Genomic DNA, 16247 nt, shown 5'->3' with positions numbered 1-16247 from the left:
ATGAAATTAAAACAATTAAATTCAATAAAGAGGGAATATAGAAATAGATAAGGAGGAGAAACTCCCTAAAAACGTTTAGTGAAAAATAGGTAAAAAGTGCAGGTGTTTGTTATTTTTTGTCGAACATCTCTTTCGGAAGGGAGATATTCAAATGAGATTAAAAACAAAATACTTTATCAAATGGAAAGGCTTAAAATACGCGAAACGTATTGCGATAGCTATTATAGCAATATTGTTAATTGTTGTTCTGGTTAAACATAAAGGTGATATAAGTAAATTTAAAATTAATCAAAACTACATAGGTATTATAGGTGTGTTATGCGGGTCTGCGGTAACGGGAATAATAACATATTTTAATACTAGTAAGGCATATTCTCGAGATGCTAAAAGAAAGGAAATGGAATCTAGAAAAAAGGAAATATTTGCTCCGCTTTATAATAACATGTTAAAGGTAAATAATTATATGGTAAGTGAAAGTTACCCCGAAGGTTTATACCATGAAATAAAATATAAAGATGAAGTGAATAGTTTTAGCGAATGGGAAAGCATCAAAAAAGATAACAGATCTTTATATATCAGTAACCTCTTAAGCCAACAATTAGATCAATTTACACAAAAAATAAATGAATATATGGAATATAGAGAAAAATTGACGAAAGAAGTAATAAGAGTTACAGAAATCCAAGTAGGTAGTTATTCTGGTAGTAAGTATATAGTAGATAGGATAGGATTATTTTATAAATTTAGCCAGGCAAGACAACTCTTAAAAGATAAAGATAAATTTATACAAGGTATATGCGCGTTGAATTTAAATGATACAAGTGCCACTGATTCCCAACGAATTCCGTTACCCAATCCAGTTGCTGAAAAAATTTATCAAGAAAGTATTGAGAGTTCACAAGCAGTAGAATTTGAAAATATATTTAATGATTTAGTTAATAAATCTAACGATATACTTGTTGTTTTAAAATTTATAATAAATGACATAGATAAACAAATTTATGGTAAGGTTCAATATTGATGTTCAAAAAGAATGGATTATTCTTATAGAAAACTCATAATTGACGCTTAAAAAGGAAAGTCTTTTTCTAAAAATAGAGGGACTTGAGCATAAAAAAAAAGACGTAAGTGAATATTTTGAAGAGCATCCTTTCGAGGGTGCTTTTTTAACTGTCCTAATGAAAAAAAATCTTTATATAACAATAATTGTTTTTGTTGTTATATAATGGTGAGTGGAGGAGATGAACTAATGAAATGGACGAATAGAGATTGGGCTTGGTTAGTAGGGGTTTTAACAGCAATTATTATACTTATTCTTACTTATCGTTTAAGCGATAATCAAGAAGTAACGAATTTATTTTCTTTTATATCAAGTTCTGTTTCAATTGCTTTAGCCATTATAGCTATTTTTATTGCCCTAAAACAAGATAGTGATGGTAGAAGAGTAAACGAACAAACTTCTTTTCTATTAAATAATATAGAATCAAAAATAAGTAACGTTGATGAAAATATTAGGAAAATAGATGTTGGTTTTATTAGTCGGGCACAGGAAACTATAGAAAGCTATACAGATGAACAAGATGAAAAAGATAATTACACTAAGGAAGAAGTGAAGCAATTACTAGATAATCTAGGTACGGAACTTCTTGAACAAGTGAATGAAGAATTAAAACGTTTCCCTATTATAAACCCTAAAGTATCATCAAACCCTTATGTGCATGAATATGATGACTCACAAATAAGAGAAGTAGAAGCACAAGTAATACGGAACATTGTATCAAGAAACAAGGATCTGACTCCGCATGCTGTCCAAGAGAGAATGAAAAAACTTTTACATAGAGAGATACCAATAAAAAGAATAGAGAGAATTATAGATAGTATGGATAACTAATATAAAGGTAACCCTATTTTTCAAGAGATTTAAATTTAATCTAATGGAAGTTATGTTATAAGGGATTTCGTATGTATTATATGAGTTGAAGGAGCAGTATAATTGAAAATGAAAAAGTGGTTAATTGGTATTGTTGTAGTAATTATACTATTAATCCCTGTACTTTTTGTTGCGTGGGGAATGACTTGGAAATGGACTAGTTTTGCTCCCGGGAATACTGACGCGTGGATAGGTTTCTGGGGCGGTTACTTAGGAGCAATTATAGGAGCCTTAGCAGCTGGTGTGATTGCTTATTTCGTTGCTCATAAACAAATAAATTTACAATCTGAGAAAGATAACAAAAGGGAAAAACAGTTTTTAGCAACGCAATTACGTATTGAGAAGTACCAAGAGACATATTCTTTGTTAGCAGAAACCAATCGAGAGTTTGCTAGTTCTCTAAGTTTGTTGATGGATTACTATAAGCTTAAAATTAAGCAAGAAGAGTTACGCCAAAGGGACGATCAAAGTCAAAATAATATTATAGCTTTCAGAAGAAGGTTGAAAGGATTAGAGCCTTTTGTTGAAGGTTTAGATAAAGATTTAGAAGAGATAATGGCACTTCATGAAAAATTAGTAGATGTTATTCGTGCCAATTTTACTCATCCTAAATCTGAAGTTGTTTATGAAGAGGTAATTATGCCACCACGAAAAACTATTCCTAACCCACGTATTATTAGGGAACCGTTAGAGGAATTGACGTTGTATACAGCTGGTGTATGTGCCAAAATTAATGTTTATTTAAAAAAAGAAATAGAACACTTGGAAAAAGGGAGCTAAATATTTGTAGCTCTCTTTTGTTTTGTAGATATGGAGGCAGTGGTGATGTAGATGAAAAACTGGGATGTGATACGAGAAGAATTCGAAACCAGTAATATAACCCTTTCAGCGTTAGCTGATAAATATGATATTAAGCTAGGAACATTGAAGAGTAGAAAGAGCCGTGAGAAGTGGCAACGTGCAACTAAAAAAGATGCAACCAAACCAAAGAAGGTTGCAACCAAAAAGAAAAAGGATGCAACTACTAATCTAATACGTGATGATGCAATAGAAGCCGTTGTGGAATCGGATGAATTAACCGATAGGCAAAGGCTTTTTTGTTTGTATTACGTTAAGAGCTTCAATGCTACTCAGTCAGCAATAAAAGCCGGTTATGCACCTGAAAGCGCGCATGTGGAAGGAAGCAGGTTGTTAAGACATGCTAAGGTTTCAAAGGAAATCAAGTGCATCAAACAGGACATGACACAAGGAATATTCATAGACGCAATGGATGTGTTGCAGAAGTGGGTAAAAATCGCCTTTGCTGATGTAACTGATTATCTAACGTTTGGACAAAAAGAAGTGGAAGTGATGGGCGCGTTCGGTCCAATAAAAGATGAAGACGGTAACGTAATAACTAGGATGGTTAACTACGTTGAATTCAATGAATCAAAAATGATTGATGGTACATTGATATCAGAAGTTAAGCAGGGCCGTGATGGTATATCTGTTAAATTAGCAGATAAAATGAAAGCTCTGGAAAAACTGTCTTTATACTTTGATCTGTTCCCTGATAAGTTCAAACGTGAGATAGAAGAAGAGAAGCTTAAACTTGCACAAATAAAAGCCGCTAAAGATGGTGGAGATAGTGAAGAGTTTGAAAGCGATGGATTCATTGAAGCATTAGATGGTAAAACCGCTGAGGTGTGGGGCAATGATTAAAAAGAAACCAGCTCCTTTTAAATTTAAACCTTTTTCAACTAAGCAGCTGCAGGTCTTAACATGGTGGCGAAAAGATTCACATGTGAAAGACAATGACGGAATTATTTGTGATGGTTCTGTTCGTGCTGGTAAAACGGTTGTAATGTCTCTTTCTTACGTTATGTGGGCTATGGAAACTTTCAATGAAGAAAATGTAGGGATGGCCGGAAAAACTATTGGAGCTTTGCGGCGTAACGTATTAAACCCGCTCAAGCGTATGTTAAAAACGCGTGGATACAAAGTAAAAGATCATCGTGCTGATAACTATTTAACAATTAGCTTTCAAGGCAAAGTCAATTACTTTTACGTTTTCGGTGGGAAAGATGAAAGTTCACAGGATCTTATCCAAGGTATTACATTAGCGGGCATGTTCTTTGATGAAGTTGCGCTTATGCCACAATCATTTGTTAATCAAGCAACCGCGCGTTGTTCTGTAGAAGGTGCGAAGATGTGGTTCAACTGCAATCCAGCTGGTCCTTATCATTGGTTTAAGCTTGAATATTTAGATCAATTAACAGAAAAACGTATGGTGCATTTGCATTTTACAATGGATGATAATTTATCGCTATCTGAGCGGGTTAAAGAGCGTTATAAACGTATGTATTCAGGTATCTTCTATAACCGTTATGTGCTTGGTTTGTGGGTCCTTGCAGAAGGTGTTATTTACGATATGTTCAATCACGATGATAATGTAGTAGATACAGAAGACAGACCTTACACTGAATACTATGTAGCAATTGACTATGGTACACAAAACCCTACCGTATTCGGTTTGTGGGGCAAGTTAAAGAATAAATGGTACAAGATCAAAGAATATCATTATGAAGGCCGTAAAGAGTCTAAACAACGTACAGATTCAGAATACAGTGAGGACTTAAAAGCCTTTGTGGAAGGTACCCGAATAAGAGGGGCTATTGTAGATCCATCAGCTGCTAGTTTCATTGCTCAGTTAAAGAAGGATGGTTTTAGAGTTATCAAAGCTATCAATGATGTAGTGGACGGTATACGCAACGTAGCAAGCGCCTTGAAGCGTAAGCTCATTTATTACAATGACTGTTGCAAAGAAACGTTCCGTGAATTTGCTTCTTACATTTGGGACGAAAAGGCAGCGGATAGGGGCGAAGAAAAGCCAATTAAAAAGAATGACCATCACCTAGATTCAGACCGCTATTTTGTTAATACAATCGTATTTAAAAAACGCGCTGGTTCCAGTAGTTCAAGTGCTTGGTGATTATACAAAAAATACGGGAAATAATCGCGTTCGCTCTTTTACAAACGTTGTTAAATCAACGATGTATAAAACAATGTATAAAGGGGTGTTTTTGGAAGCTTCACAAACGTTGCTGTTGTGGGGTTCTTTGTCGTTGTTTGGTTCCTGTAAGAATTATTATGTTAACTAAGATTGCATATCATATACAATCTTAGTTTCCCTATTATTAGTCAAAAAACTGAGTGAAAACAGGATCTGGTACAGCAGGATTTTTAGGAAGGTAACCACGCATATAACACATAGCAGCCTCACCACTAAAATAAGTGGTATACACGTGAAATGGATGATCAAAACCAGCCCGATGGAGCCAGGCATGTACTAATGAACCTTCCAGGACTCCGTTACTAATATCCATTCTATCTATCTGCTTAGGATTGACTGTAATTGATAAAGGTACTCTAGTTCTTCGATAAGCCTGTGCACCGAATATGGTGGAGCTTGTTATTGGATATGGAATACGATAATCAATTATTGCGGGTGCTGAGCGTCTAAAGCCGTTGTCACGAAATAGTTGTGTAAACTCATCCATAGCAATGTTAAGTGCTGTTTGACCATTAGGGACAGGCGCATTCTGCCAATATGGTTTTAAGCCATTAACTGCATAAGTCTGAACACAAGCAGCCCAAGCTGAAACACCGTTATTCAAGCCCCCATTCCATTTTTGTGTAAGATGAGCTTTCCATTGACCTAATACATCAGCAATAATGGTTTTAATACGACTGACTTGTGCAGCCGTGAAACGTTTATCAATATAAAAGTAAATATTTTCTGGTAAGTTCATAACCCCCGGTGGTTGAGGTAAAGGAAGGCTAAATAGATTGTAGTTAGGCCCAGGGGGAGGGGTGAAGGTATCTCTTAAAATAACGGCTAAGACTAAGAAAATAAGTAGCAAAATAATAAGAATATCCATATTATCTTCTCCTTTCATAAAGGTACTTACATCAACAGAATATGCAAAGAGATTGAAAAAGTTTGGACTTGCTATAAAAAGTGTAGTGATGCATAGGTGAATTTGGGTTGCTATATAAAAAAAGCCTTTAGATTTGATTAATCTAAAGGTTTTAATCTTGCAATGAAATGTAAATGGGGATGGTGGTAATCGTCTATATTTAATACAAATATTGTAATTTAAAGTATTTTCGTGGAATTTTATAGTCTTTTCAGATTATTTCGTTTATAATTTGAACGTAGCCCACATAACCTTGTTAGTGTTGAAATGACAAGAACTTAATTTAAAGAGTATTAATTATTTTTGTGAGCTTTTTGATCTTTTTGTAATTGTCCTGGAAGACTTATATTTTCTAATTCAGCTTTTTTAGATTTTGTTACATATGAATAGGTAGAAAAATATTCTTTATTTTTTTGAATCAAATTCCATGTGTTTTCGTTATCAATTGTGATTTTAAATTTAGATTCTTCGAAAGCATTTGGATCTTTTGCTAATACCCAATAATGACCATTTTTTTCGCCTTTATCTAGTATTTTAATATAGGAAGTCTCAGAACTCTTTTCTTGATGTTCGTAATTAATAAAAACTATAAAAGCAATGAGTATTAAAAATGAACTGAGTATTATGACATTTCTTTTAACTTTCATTTTTATGAATACCTCCTAATTATGCCTTGTTGTATATAAATATAGTTCAATTTAGCAATTATTAAAAGGAAAATAATTAAATGTATAATTTGGACAAATTTGGTTATATGTAAATTACTATGCAGTTAGAGGAGAGGTTAAATGAACAAAAATATTCTTTCATTTCTTTTAATCACAAGCTTTTTACTGTTATTATTACCTGGGGATACTTTTGCTAATAACAATAACAATTTATCAGAACAAAAAATGGATAAAATACTTATTAATTCAGGATATCCAAGGGGGCAATTATCTAACTTGAATTTCTTTGAGAAAAGAATGATTATCGAAAACTCCGGAACTAATTTGAAGTTTGATAACCTATATACTGAAACATATCAACAGAACTCAGTAACTGGTAAATTAACTAAGATTAATCCTAATAAAGTTCATAAACTAGATAATATTCCAACTACAACTTTAAAGTTAACATTTCAATCCTTCGATATGCTAGTTAATAAAAAATATTACAAAGATATTTACTTAACTTATGAATGGAAAAGTACTCCGGGTAACAGTTTTTATGGAAGGTATGGAATCAGTAGAGATAGTATTGGCATAGCTGTCCCTAAAGATTGGAATATAATTGCTGGTCAATACAGTTGTGGCTCGCAAACAAAATATAATAATAAAGGTAGCTGGTATGACAGTACTTCGACTTGGTGCCCTAACACAGATACTAAAAGACCGACTGAAATTAATATGTATGGGGCAAGTTGGCAATTCAAAAAAGATACTATTGGGAATAGAGGAGTTAAATCTGTCTACAAAGGTACTGTTAAATTAAGAATGCAAGCATTGAAGTCAAAAGCCCAACGAAGAGTTGTTGGAAAATACGCTCAATCAGTGCCGGATGTTTTTGGTGGATACAGTGTAAGTGTCGGTTGGGGACCTGCATCAATTACTTATACACCAACCACCGGAAAAACAAACCAACAGCCAATAGATTTTAATTTTAAATAAAGATAAAAAACTTTTAAAAATATTTATCATTAGTGTAAATCACAAAAAGCCACGTGAACTTATATATTCCCGTGGTTTTTTGTATTGGAGGGGGATTGATGAATATATGACAATTGAATGGACAGAATGGAATGATAAAATCATATCTAATGTACACGGTGATATCTATTTGCATCGTGACTTGTATGAAGGCAACCATGCTGAAGTGTTCCCTAGAGCAAAAGACCTCATAGAAAACGGTGAGATTACAGACCGCTATTATAACGGACCAGCGAAAGCGAAGAACGTTCAAACGCCTTACATCATCGCAAACCTTTGTAAACTCATTGCGGAAGTTCCCGCTATGCTAGTTGCCCGCTCTATTGGAAAAATAACTTCTGCTATTCCAAGTGATAAAGAAGATAGTGAAGCGGCCAATGAAGAAACGGATGAATTTATTGACGGGCCAACATCCGGTGAATCAAGTGAAATTGATGATCTGCAGAATGAAGTGCTTGAGCAGATCGAAACAAATAGTAAGCTGCAGTTAGAACATTGGAGCAATATTGTTCAGCATCAAGTTGATGGTGGATTGGTTGGTGTGCCTTGGAATGATGAAAATGGCATCAGGATTGAATTCAAATCAAGGGATGTATATTTTCCTCATGAAGATGGTTTAGGTGCTGATTTGGCTTATAAACGCACCATAGATGAAAAGGATTATATCCACGTATACAGGGAGCGCCAAAACAAAGGAAACCTAGATGTAGAAGACATGTTGTTTTTGTTAGAAGGTACAAGAATGACAAGGCTTGATGATGCAACCGCTAAAGAGATATTGAAGAAGGATAAGTTAAAAAATACTTTTACTGGACGCTCTCAAATGTTCATTAGCTATTGGCCGAATAATAAAACCTTCATGAATCCGTTAGGTGTATCTGATTTACGTAATCTGTTTGGAAAGCAGGAAGAGATAAATTGGAGATTAACCAACACCGGGATTGTGTACGAACGAAATTCAAAACCACGTATTGCTATTAGTCAAGCGGTGTTTGATGATCTAATGTCTAAGTCAGAAGAAAGATATGGTGAAGGCAATGGCCACATTGATCATAGAGATTTAGAAATTACTACGTTTGATGACCAGGGACGCGCAATGGAAGTTATTCAAGTAGATGTTAAAAATATCGGTGGTTTAGAATGGGCCAAGGACCTCATGAAAACTATGCTGATGGAAACACGTACATCAGAAAAGGCATTGGATTTTTACGCTGATTCTTCATCAAATGGAGCTGTTAGTGGTGTAGCCAAGTTCTATGATCTATTCGTATCCATCGTAAAAGCTGAACAGATTCAGCAAGAATACATCTATTTTCTTAAACAATTAATCCGTAGCTGCTTATGGTTATTGAACCAGGATGATAAAGCAGTTCAAATTGAAGAACCTGATATTGCTTTAAATAGTATGGTTCCTGTAACAAGAACGGATCTAATCACTGAGAACTTACCAGCGTTTGAAGGCGGCGGTATGTCACTTGAAACATTCGTAAGAAAAACAAATCCTACTGCATCAGAAGAATGGATTCAAGAAGAAATAGAGCGCATTGAAATGGAGCGGGAAACCGTAGATAGCGTAACTATTCAGAACGGCGGCCAAGATGGTGATAATTTAGATGATAACCGTGATATAAATGGTGATCCGATTGAAGTTGAAGATGATGAAGAATGAATTCAAATCAGCTTATAGAACACTTTGCTGATGTCATCCAACAGATATTAAATAAAATTGTTTTCGCTTCTAATCTAAGTGAAGATAAAAACGCTCAGGCGCTTATTTCAGCTATTTTAAAAGCTTTAGATGGTTTAGGTATCAAAGCGAGTGAAGTAATGCCAAAAGAGCTTGAGAAGGCATATTATCTAGCCGTAGATAAAGCAAGTGCATCATTAGAAAAAGCGGGAGCTAAAACAGATGGTGCTTATGCGATGACTAAAAGAGGTTTCATTGCAAAAGGGTTCCAACGAAAAATACACATTGCTGCAGTTAAAAAGATTGTTAGTGATACGCTAACCGATTTAAAAGCAGCTATAAGGACCGCTAAGAAAAGCACTAGAACCACTATTAATAAGGTGTTGAAGAAGGTTAAGAAAGAAATTGCAGATGGTTTAATTATTGGTAATCACAATAGGGTTGTAAGAAAGAGACTAGCAAAAGCATTCCAGGAAGAAGGGTTAACTGCTTTTTTAACTGCACCTGATAAAAAAGGAAAGCGCAGAAGGTTAAGGGTTGATAAATACGCTGGAACTGTAGTAAGAACTAAAATGCGTGAAGCTAATACACAAGGAGCTGCAAACCGCTATATAGAAAGCGGTGTTACCCTTGTAAAAGTAAGTCAACACGCTCCAACGTGCCATGTGTGCGCAGGGTTTCAAGGAATGGTTATTAGCTTAACCGGTGATAATCCTGGTTTTAAATCAATCAATGATGGCGGGGTTCAATTACCTCCTTTTCATCCTAACTGCAGACACACCATAATTCCTTTTGTAATTGCTTTTAAAACAAAAGAAGAGATTCAGAAGGAAAAGGATAAGTGGAAGACCTGGAAACCAAAAGAAGATATTCGTTCTACTAGCCAACAAAGAGCCTACAAGAAAGAACAGGATATTAGGCGTAAAGCTCATGAGGAATTAAAGATGTATGAGCGATATAAAGCCGTGTTAGGGAGCGGTGCCCCTAAAACTATCGGTGCTTTTAGAAGAATGAAGCGGGTTAATAGTCCATCATGGCAAAAAGTAAAAGCTAAATATCGTAATGCGTCACGTGAAATGAGAGCTGCTAAATAGTTGCTCTTTTTATTTTGTCCATAACCATGCTGGTGACGTTATAAACTGCATGAGTATATAGGTTCCTGCACCTCAAGCAGCGGAAAGGAGAAAGACCATGTTTGCAAAACCATTATTTCAACCAACGTTTCATCCTTTAGTACGCTTACCTATTCAATTCTTTTCTGATTCAGGCGGTGATCCTGATGATGATGATGACACTAACCCGGATGATGAACCAAATTTAGCAGAATTGATAAAAAAAGATCCAAAGCTAAAGAAGCAGTATCAAGAACTGCTAAAAACTCAGCTTGGAAAGCGTATGAAGAAGTTTGAAGATGTGGACGTTGAAGAGTATCGCCAACTCAAAGAAAAGGCTGAAAAAGGTAAAGACAAAGGCAAAGGTTCTGATAAGGAAGATCATGAAGATGCAGATGAATTGAAATCAGAATTGAAAGCCAAAGAGGAAAAGCTCCTACGTGCTGAACGTAGAGAAAAACGTGCAACAGTAAAGGAATTTGCTATTGATAATGGCGTTGATCCAAAATTGCTTGCTCGTTTAATTAATGTTGATGATATTGAGCTTGATGAAGATGGAGAGCCGGAAAACTTGGATGAACTATTTGAAGAGTTACAGGAAGAGTTCCCGCAATACCTCAAAGCTCAAGAAGATTCAGATGAAGAGGAAGAAAAAACAACAAAGAAAAAGGGTTTTTATTCCGCTGGTTCTACTCAAAAAGGGAACACCAAGCCAAAAGAAAAAGACGGTTATGATGTTGGTGTTGCAAGCTATCAACGTGTAATGGCAAAACGTAACCGAAATAAAAAGGAGGACTAACAAATGCCGTACAATTTAAAATCTGAACGTACACCGTTCAAAGGCGGTACAAACATTTTAGCTTCTGTTCATATGCAATACATTGAAGGTGGCGCAACTTTAGACGCTGCTAAAATTGGAGCGAAATATTTACCTGTTGGAACGCCTATTGCACGTAACACAACATCAGGTAAATTTGAAGTTTACAAAGAAGCTACAGCTGGTACACTTCCAACGGGATTTGATGAATTCGCTTTACTGAATGTTGATGTAGATTGCGATGGTAAGAACGATGTGATTGTAGGAGAAGTTCTTATTCGTGCTTCTGTTTATGATGCTAAATTACCTTCTACAGTAACAGAAACATTTAAAACGGCTACACGCCCGCTTATTCGATACGTTAAACATATTTAATCAGGCGCTTACCTAAACAGGTGGCGCTTTTGTTATGCCTAAAAACAAGGAGGAAATTATATTATGGCTGGTATTACACATTTAAAACAATTCCAAAAGCCTGCATTACGTGGGCTAGTAGATGAAACGGTTGCTAATGCACCACTTACATTAGCGGACGCTTACATGCCTACAGAAGAAACGTTTAACCGTCAATTTGCTTATGACATTGTAAAAACAAATAACTTTATGGCCGGATATATCGGTATGGGTTCAGAACCGCCGGTTGTAGATCGTAACGCTATAGCTGATCGTATGGGTGAAATCGCTCAGTTCGGTTTACAAGATATCGTTACGTATGAAGAGTTAGTAGCAATTAATGAAGCGCGTAATGACCGTGAAGAAGCTGCAATGATTGATAAGGTTGTTGTTCGAAACATTGATATTGTGAACGGTACACTACGCCTTATTCAGTTAGCAAAATTAGAAGCACTTATGAAAGGTACGTTAGCATATAGCGGGAACAACGTGAAAATCAACTTCGATTTCGGTATCCCTGCAGAAAACAAAGTAGGATTAACTGCAGGTAATGATTTCAACAAAGCTGATTTTGATATTATCGGTTTCTTATTAGCTCAAGTTCAAGCTTATGCAGATGCAAACAGCGGTAAAACACCGGATGAACTGTTAGTATCCCGTGAACTTAACGCTAAGATTCTAACTAACTCAAAGATCATTGCGGAAGTAGGGCGTCCAGCTGGTTCAACACGTGTGAATCAAGCGGAAGTAAGCGAACTATTAAACAGCTACGAATTACCGCCGCTACGCATTGTTTCTGAGCGTAAAATGACTTATAAAGACAATGCCACAAATCAAACTATTGTACGTGAATTTATGCCTGTAAACCGCATTGTCATGATTTCAGAGGGTGCAGGTAAATATCTATTAGGTCCTACACTGGAAAATGATTTTCAGCCGGGCATTTACTTGAACAATGAGGACTTAACGCGTCCTATTCGCTCAGTAATTGAAACATATGGTGCAGGGTTCCCAACACTAGAGAATCCTTTCTTAATCCGTCACCTTGATGTTTATACACCTTAATAAATAAAGAATAAATGAAAAGGAGTGGTCAACATGCCAGCTGCTAAAAAAGAGGAAAACAAAAAAGTAGAAGTTGAAGTGTTAGATGCTGAAATTGATGGAAAAGTGAAAGGTGAAACGCTTGAGATTGATGAAAAATCAGCAGATTATTTTGAGTCAATTGGATATGTGAAGAAGCTCTAAGACAAGGCGAATTGCTTTGTCTTTTTTATTTTAAAAAGAAAGGGTGAATGGAATGCCACAATATAAAGCACAAGCCTATTTAGTTTATAAAGATAAAGTAGTTGGTCCAGGTACAGAAATTGAATTAACTGAGGACCAAGCAAAGAATCTTGGTGATAAAGTGGGACCAACAGAAGAAAGTATTCTTGCAGAAAAAACGGTTCCTGAATTAAAGGAAATAGCCGCTGAAAAAGGCGTTGAAGGCTATAACGATATGAAGAAGGATGAACTTCTAAAAGCCGTTAAAGAAAAGTAGGTGAAGCTTTATGTATGGCTATGAATTTGAATTAGTCAACGCCTATCTGGAATCTATAAAATACACGGATGTGTACACGGAAAAATCTATGGAAGATAGGGAGAAGCTTGTATTCACCGCTTATGACAAGCTTACCAACTTCTATGATGAAAAGTATCTTACGCCTAAAGTCATCGGCCTACAAACGGTCTACATGATTGAAGGTGAAGAGGAAGAACACGCGATGTTCAAACGTCAAGGTGTAAAAAGCATGAAGGTGGAAGATATAACTTTTTCATATGATATAACACAACAAATTTCACCTGATGTAATTGAGATCATTGCGCGGGAGAAAGAAAAGGAAATCAAGCCTAGCAGCGCAAGAACAGCGAGGTTAATTTGATATGCCAGCACCGCCAATGAAAGACAAAGTAACAATCTATACGCCTACCAGTGAAAAAGATAAATATGGAAAGCCCGTGTTCTCTAAAGATACTTCTAAAGCCCGTGTGCAATACACATCAGAAGTATTTCAATTGTCTGATGGAACTAAATTTGCATCTACAGTAAAAGAAACAGATGGAACCAAGTTTACTTCAACACTTAAAGTTAGCTTACCATCTGATACACGAATTGAATACGGTTCTGAGATTGAATGGATTGGCCGGTTCGGTGATGTAATCAGGGGTGATGTAACAGTGTTAGAAGAGACACTTAATTATTCCGGCAAAAAAGTTTATTACAGGACCGCTTACGTTGGCAAAAAGAGATCATATTGATGTTGGATTTCAAGGCATGAAAGAGCTGGAACAACTCTTTGAAGAAATGCCGGAAAACTTTGAAGCAATCGCAATTGAGGAAATGACTATGTACGGCAAGCTTGTAGAAGAAGGCGCTAAAGCGCTGGTTCATCATGATGAAGGGGATTTAGAAGATTCTATTTCATTTGATGAAGCAAAGCGTGTTGGACAAGAAATTGTGGTTGAAGGTGGTTCTAGTTCTGTTTATGCATGGCGCCGACATGAAGAACCTTATCGTCCAGGCACACACACCAAATATGATAATGGCGCGAAATATCCGCGTTACTATCTGAATGGACGGGGTAGAAGAACGCTAACCAAGGCTCGTTGGCGTGGATATAAGCCGGGCAGAAAGTTCATGCAGAATGCTATTAACGCTACAGAAGCGGATTATAACAGCATGAACGAACGCATCCGTGATAGAACTTTAGAAGGTGATTCTAAATGATCCAAGAATTTTTGATGAATCAAGCTAAACCGGTTAAACCTGATTTGGAATGGTCCGTTGATTATTACACCGGACTTGATAGAACAGGCACGGTTTATTATGAAGGTGGCCGCGCAGCGAATAAAAATGATGAAGCGCAAACACGCCGCCCGGAATATATGATATTTATTCGGTCTTCTGATTTCAGTGAAGCAGAAGTAACCGCTCATAAATTATACAAGCTCTTTCACATGAAAACAGTGGAGGAGCTTGTTTGCGTTCCTGAGCTTGAAACATGTTACCGCGTGTACTTCATTGAAGCGGTATCGGAACCTAGCCGCTTAGGTGTAAGTGGCGATGTAATGGAATATTCACTGAATTTATTAATCACTATGAGGGAGGAAATAAACAATGGCGGGAACACCACAAACTAAACGCATTCCTTTTGGTATGTCAGATATTACAGTTGGTGAAGGTGCTAACGTAATGAGCTTTAACGGTAAAGACAACCTACAAGCAGAAGGTGGAGAATTAGTTATTACACCTCAATTTTCAGAAGTTAAAGTAGCTGATTTTGGCGAATCAGTTTATGATAAATTTCTAGTAGGTTGGGAAGCGAAATTAACCATTACTGCAGCAGAAGAAAGCATTGATAACTTTGAATTAGCGATGGCTGCAACTGTAGCAATTACTGATGCAACATCAGGCGCTAAAGTAGGGTTAATGGATGCGGCTTTAGGAACTTCATTAAGAAGTAAAGCTAAACGCGTAAAAATCCATCCACGTGTATTAGGTGCAGATCAATCATTGGATATCACTATTTATAAAATGGCGTCTGACGGTGACTTTAACCGTAGTTCTGCTAATGAACAAGGTAACGTTACTATTGAAATGTCTATGTTCATCCGTGACAACTTTGATGCTACTAAGCCGGGTAACTTCTTCTACCTTGGTGCAAAAGATCCAAACGCTGCAGCTTAATTAAATAAAATAATCTAAAAAAAAGAAGAGGGCTGAATTCAGTCCTCTTTTTCATTCCAAGGAGGAAAATAACATGGCAACAGTTATTACATTAAAAATCAAAGATCAAGAAGGTAACGTTAAAAAAGAAAATCATGAAGTTGAAGAAATTGATGTATTGCAATTTAAGCAGCTCATGAAAACGATAAAAGAAATCATGGCTAAAGTGAATGAAAATGATGATTTGAAAGTATTGTTTGGTTCACTAACTAACGGCCAGGGATTAGAAGATGAAGATGCAGCAGATCAAGATGTAATTACTAAAGCAATTGCTTCTTTTGATATGTTAGCGGTTGAATTGCCTGACCAAGCTTTTAAATTACTAAGCATCTTGAGCGGCGTTGAACTTGATGTAATGGAAAGACAAAAGCTTAAAGATGTTATGGACATTTATGATGCTGTTTTAGAAGAGAATGATATGGATGATCTTATCAATCGCGCAAAAAAGTCTTTAGCGTTGACGCAAACAAAATTCAAGTTCAAGAATTTCATGGAGAAAGTGAAGACGACAACGGAAAAACCAAAAACAAAAGCAGCGGCAAAATAAAAATAGAGCTGCATGAAGCAATAATTCATCGCCTTGCGCCTTTGCTTGGTGGGCGCTCAGAAGTCCTTAAATTACCGCTTAGAGAAGCACTAGGGCATATGAGCCTATTGAAAGATAAAGATGAAATGGAAGCGAAAAATAAAGAGTTTGAGAGATGGATAAACTTTCTTTCACTTGCTCATTCGCATCCATTACAAACGGATGATTCAGAAGTAAAGAAAGCAAGGAACCAGTTTATTGAATTGATCAAACCAAAAGTAAAAGCTGGTTCAAAAGCGGATAAGCGATTTGAAACAGACATTGAATTGCTCAAGAAATTAAAAGCTGAACAGGAAGGAGGCTGAT

At 36.1% G+C, this 16247-nt stretch carries 22 protein-coding genes; 20 read left to right on the top strand and 2 right to left on the bottom strand.

All coding sequences use genetic code 11. The annotated features are described in order from the left end of the window. Window positions 1–151: 151 nt before the first annotated feature. From WKH56_RS10725 to WKH56_RS10705, 5 genes are all read left to right on the top strand, one after another. Complete coding sequence (locus WKH56_RS10725) at window positions 152–1021, top strand: hypothetical protein (RefSeq protein ID WP_342835625.1); 870 nt, start codon at window positions 152–154, stop codon at window positions 1019–1021. A 228-nt stretch (window positions 1022–1249) separates the two neighbouring features. After that, entirely contained in the window at window positions 1250–1891 is a 642-nt protein-coding gene (locus WKH56_RS10720) for a hypothetical protein (protein WP_342835624.1), read from the top strand. A gap of 102 nt (window positions 1892–1993) precedes the next feature. Beyond that, on the top strand, window positions 1994–2710 hold the full coding sequence (locus WKH56_RS10715) for a hypothetical protein (protein WP_342835623.1): 717 nt from the start codon (window positions 1994–1996) through the stop codon (window positions 2708–2710). Window positions 2711–2761: 51 nt separating this feature from the next. Next, window positions 2762–3631, top strand: coding sequence for a terminase small subunit (locus WKH56_RS10710; protein WP_342835622.1), 870 nt, complete (start codon window positions 2762–2764; stop codon window positions 3629–3631). Further along, complete coding sequence (locus WKH56_RS10705; protein ID WP_342835621.1) at window positions 3624–4901, top strand: PBSX family phage terminase large subunit; 1278 nt, start codon at window positions 3624–3626, stop codon at window positions 4899–4901. The genes WKH56_RS10710 and WKH56_RS10705 overlap by 8 nt, the downstream gene beginning before the upstream one ends. A 205-nt stretch (window positions 4902–5106) precedes the next feature. Here WKH56_RS10705 and WKH56_RS10700 read toward each other — a convergent pair whose 3' ends face one another. Together WKH56_RS10700 and WKH56_RS10695 are read right to left on the bottom strand one after the other, a co-directional pair. Further along, window positions 5107–5850 (bottom strand): hypothetical protein, encoded by a 744-nt coding sequence (locus WKH56_RS10700; protein ID WP_342835620.1) that lies wholly within the window; start codon window positions 5848–5850, stop codon window positions 5107–5109. 332 nt (window positions 5851–6182) lie between these two features. After that, window positions 6183–6536, bottom strand: coding sequence for a hypothetical protein (locus tag WKH56_RS10695; RefSeq protein ID WP_342835619.1), 354 nt, complete (start codon window positions 6534–6536; stop codon window positions 6183–6185). Window positions 6537–6677: 141 nt separating this feature from the next. On the opposite strand from WKH56_RS10695, the gene WKH56_RS10690 reads away from it, so the two are divergent. From WKH56_RS10690 to WKH56_RS10620, 15 genes are all read left to right on the top strand, one after another. Next, complete coding sequence (locus tag WKH56_RS10690) at window positions 6678–7538, top strand: hypothetical protein (RefSeq protein WP_342835618.1); 861 nt, start codon at window positions 6678–6680, stop codon at window positions 7536–7538. 106 nt (window positions 7539–7644) lie between these two features. After that, the gene (locus WKH56_RS10685) at window positions 7645–9246 is read left to right on the top strand and encodes a hypothetical protein (RefSeq protein ID WP_342835617.1); all 1602 of its coding nucleotides are present in this window, start codon (window positions 7645–7647) and stop codon (window positions 9244–9246) included. Beyond that, on the top strand, window positions 9243–10358 hold the full coding sequence (locus tag WKH56_RS10680) for a phage minor capsid protein (protein ID WP_342835616.1): 1116 nt from the start codon (window positions 9243–9245) through the stop codon (window positions 10356–10358). Before WKH56_RS10685 ends, WKH56_RS10680 begins: the two co-directional genes overlap by 4 nt. A 97-nt stretch (window positions 10359–10455) precedes the next feature. Then, window positions 10456–11175, top strand: coding sequence for a hypothetical protein (locus tag WKH56_RS10675; RefSeq protein WP_342835615.1), 720 nt, complete (start codon window positions 10456–10458; stop codon window positions 11173–11175). A gap of 3 nt (window positions 11176–11178) precedes the next feature. Continuing rightward, the gene (locus WKH56_RS10670) at window positions 11179–11568 is read left to right on the top strand and encodes a hypothetical protein (protein WP_160203500.1); all 390 of its coding nucleotides are present in this window, start codon (window positions 11179–11181) and stop codon (window positions 11566–11568) included. Between the two features lie 63 nt (window positions 11569–11631). Next, window positions 11632–12651 carry a major capsid protein gene (locus WKH56_RS10665; RefSeq protein ID WP_342835614.1) on the top strand — a complete coding sequence of 340 codons (1020 nt, stop codon included), beginning with the start codon at window positions 11632–11634 and terminating at the stop codon, window positions 12649–12651. A gap of 33 nt (window positions 12652–12684) precedes the next feature. After that, on the top strand, window positions 12685–12834 hold the full coding sequence (locus WKH56_RS10660) for a hypothetical protein (RefSeq protein WP_328264594.1): 150 nt from the start codon (window positions 12685–12687) through the stop codon (window positions 12832–12834). A 52-nt stretch (window positions 12835–12886) separates the two neighbouring features. Next, the gene (locus WKH56_RS10655) at window positions 12887–13129 is read left to right on the top strand and encodes a Rho termination factor N-terminal domain-containing protein (RefSeq protein WP_342835613.1); all 243 of its coding nucleotides are present in this window, start codon (window positions 12887–12889) and stop codon (window positions 13127–13129) included. A gap of 10 nt (window positions 13130–13139) precedes the next feature. Then, window positions 13140–13511 carry a hypothetical protein gene (locus WKH56_RS10650; protein WP_342835612.1) on the top strand — a complete coding sequence of 124 codons (372 nt, stop codon included), beginning with the start codon at window positions 13140–13142 and terminating at the stop codon, window positions 13509–13511. A gap of 1 nt (window position 13512) precedes the next feature. After that, on the top strand, window positions 13513–13887 hold the full coding sequence (locus WKH56_RS10645; RefSeq protein ID WP_342835611.1) for a hypothetical protein: 375 nt from the start codon (window positions 13513–13515) through the stop codon (window positions 13885–13887). Next, a complete protein-coding gene (locus tag WKH56_RS10640; protein WP_342835610.1) occupies window positions 13865–14356 on the top strand; it encodes an HK97 gp10 family phage protein in 492 nt (163 codons plus the stop codon). Before WKH56_RS10645 ends, WKH56_RS10640 begins: the two co-directional genes overlap by 23 nt. Then, on the top strand, window positions 14353–14769 hold the full coding sequence (locus WKH56_RS10635) for a hypothetical protein (RefSeq protein WP_342835609.1): 417 nt from the start codon (window positions 14353–14355) through the stop codon (window positions 14767–14769). The genes WKH56_RS10640 and WKH56_RS10635 overlap by 4 nt, the downstream gene beginning before the upstream one ends. Beyond that, a complete protein-coding gene (locus WKH56_RS10630) occupies window positions 14747–15316 on the top strand; it encodes a hypothetical protein (RefSeq protein ID WP_342835608.1) in 570 nt (189 codons plus the stop codon). Before WKH56_RS10635 ends, WKH56_RS10630 begins: the two co-directional genes overlap by 23 nt. 73 nt (window positions 15317–15389) lie before the next feature. Next, complete coding sequence (locus WKH56_RS10625; protein WP_342835607.1) at window positions 15390–15902, top strand: hypothetical protein; 513 nt, start codon at window positions 15390–15392, stop codon at window positions 15900–15902. Between the two features lie 41 nt (window positions 15903–15943). Continuing rightward, window positions 15944–16246 carry a hypothetical protein gene (locus WKH56_RS10620; RefSeq protein WP_342835606.1) on the top strand — a complete coding sequence of 101 codons (303 nt, stop codon included), beginning with the start codon at window positions 15944–15946 and terminating at the stop codon, window positions 16244–16246. Window position 16247: the final 1 nt, after the last annotated feature.

The organism is Priestia sp. SB1 (assembly GCF_038898415.1).
This window is presented reverse-complemented; position numbering and strand designations above follow the sequence as displayed.

Bases quoted from the DNA above. Each gene is read 5' to 3' on its own strand.
- WKH56_RS10725 (WP_342835625.1), top strand. From the start codon at position 152: ATGAGATTAAAAACAAAATACTTTATCAAATGGAAAGGCTTAAAATAC.
- WKH56_RS10720 (WP_342835624.1), top strand. From the start codon at position 1,250: ATGAAATGGACGAATAGAGATTGGGCTTGGTTAGTAGGGGTTTTAACA.
- WKH56_RS10710 (WP_342835622.1), top strand. From the start codon at position 2,762: ATGAAAAACTGGGATGTGATACGAGAAGAATTCGAAACCAGTAATATA.
- WKH56_RS10705 (WP_342835621.1), top strand. From the start codon at position 3,624: ATGATTAAAAAGAAACCAGCTCCTTTTAAATTTAAACCTTTTTCAACT.
- WKH56_RS10700 (WP_342835620.1), bottom strand. From the start codon at position 5,850: ATGGATATTCTTATTATTTTGCTACTTATTTTCTTAGTCTTAGCCGTT.
- WKH56_RS10695 (WP_342835619.1), bottom strand. From the start codon at position 6,536: ATGAAAGTTAAAAGAAATGTCATAATACTCAGTTCATTTTTAATACTC.
- WKH56_RS10690 (WP_342835618.1), top strand. From the start codon at position 6,678: ATGAACAAAAATATTCTTTCATTTCTTTTAATCACAAGCTTTTTACTG.
- WKH56_RS10685 (WP_342835617.1), top strand. From the start codon at position 7,645: ATGACAATTGAATGGACAGAATGGAATGATAAAATCATATCTAATGTA.
- WKH56_RS10680 (WP_342835616.1), top strand. From the start codon at position 9,243: ATGAATTCAAATCAGCTTATAGAACACTTTGCTGATGTCATCCAACAG.
- WKH56_RS10675 (WP_342835615.1), top strand. From the start codon at position 10,456: ATGTTTGCAAAACCATTATTTCAACCAACGTTTCATCCTTTAGTACGC.
- WKH56_RS10670 (WP_160203500.1), top strand. From the start codon at position 11,179: ATGCCGTACAATTTAAAATCTGAACGTACACCGTTCAAAGGCGGTACA.
- WKH56_RS10665 (WP_342835614.1), top strand. From the start codon at position 11,632: ATGGCTGGTATTACACATTTAAAACAATTCCAAAAGCCTGCATTACGT.
- WKH56_RS10660 (WP_328264594.1), top strand. From the start codon at position 12,685: ATGCCAGCTGCTAAAAAAGAGGAAAACAAAAAAGTAGAAGTTGAAGTG.
- WKH56_RS10655 (WP_342835613.1), top strand. From the start codon at position 12,887: ATGCCACAATATAAAGCACAAGCCTATTTAGTTTATAAAGATAAAGTA.
- WKH56_RS10650 (WP_342835612.1), top strand. From the start codon at position 13,140: ATGTATGGCTATGAATTTGAATTAGTCAACGCCTATCTGGAATCTATA.
- WKH56_RS10645 (WP_342835611.1), top strand. From the start codon at position 13,513: ATGCCAGCACCGCCAATGAAAGACAAAGTAACAATCTATACGCCTACC.
- WKH56_RS10635 (WP_342835609.1), top strand. From the start codon at position 14,353: ATGATCCAAGAATTTTTGATGAATCAAGCTAAACCGGTTAAACCTGAT.
- WKH56_RS10630 (WP_342835608.1), top strand. From the start codon at position 14,747: ATGGCGGGAACACCACAAACTAAACGCATTCCTTTTGGTATGTCAGAT.
- WKH56_RS10625 (WP_342835607.1), top strand. From the start codon at position 15,390: ATGGCAACAGTTATTACATTAAAAATCAAAGATCAAGAAGGTAACGTT.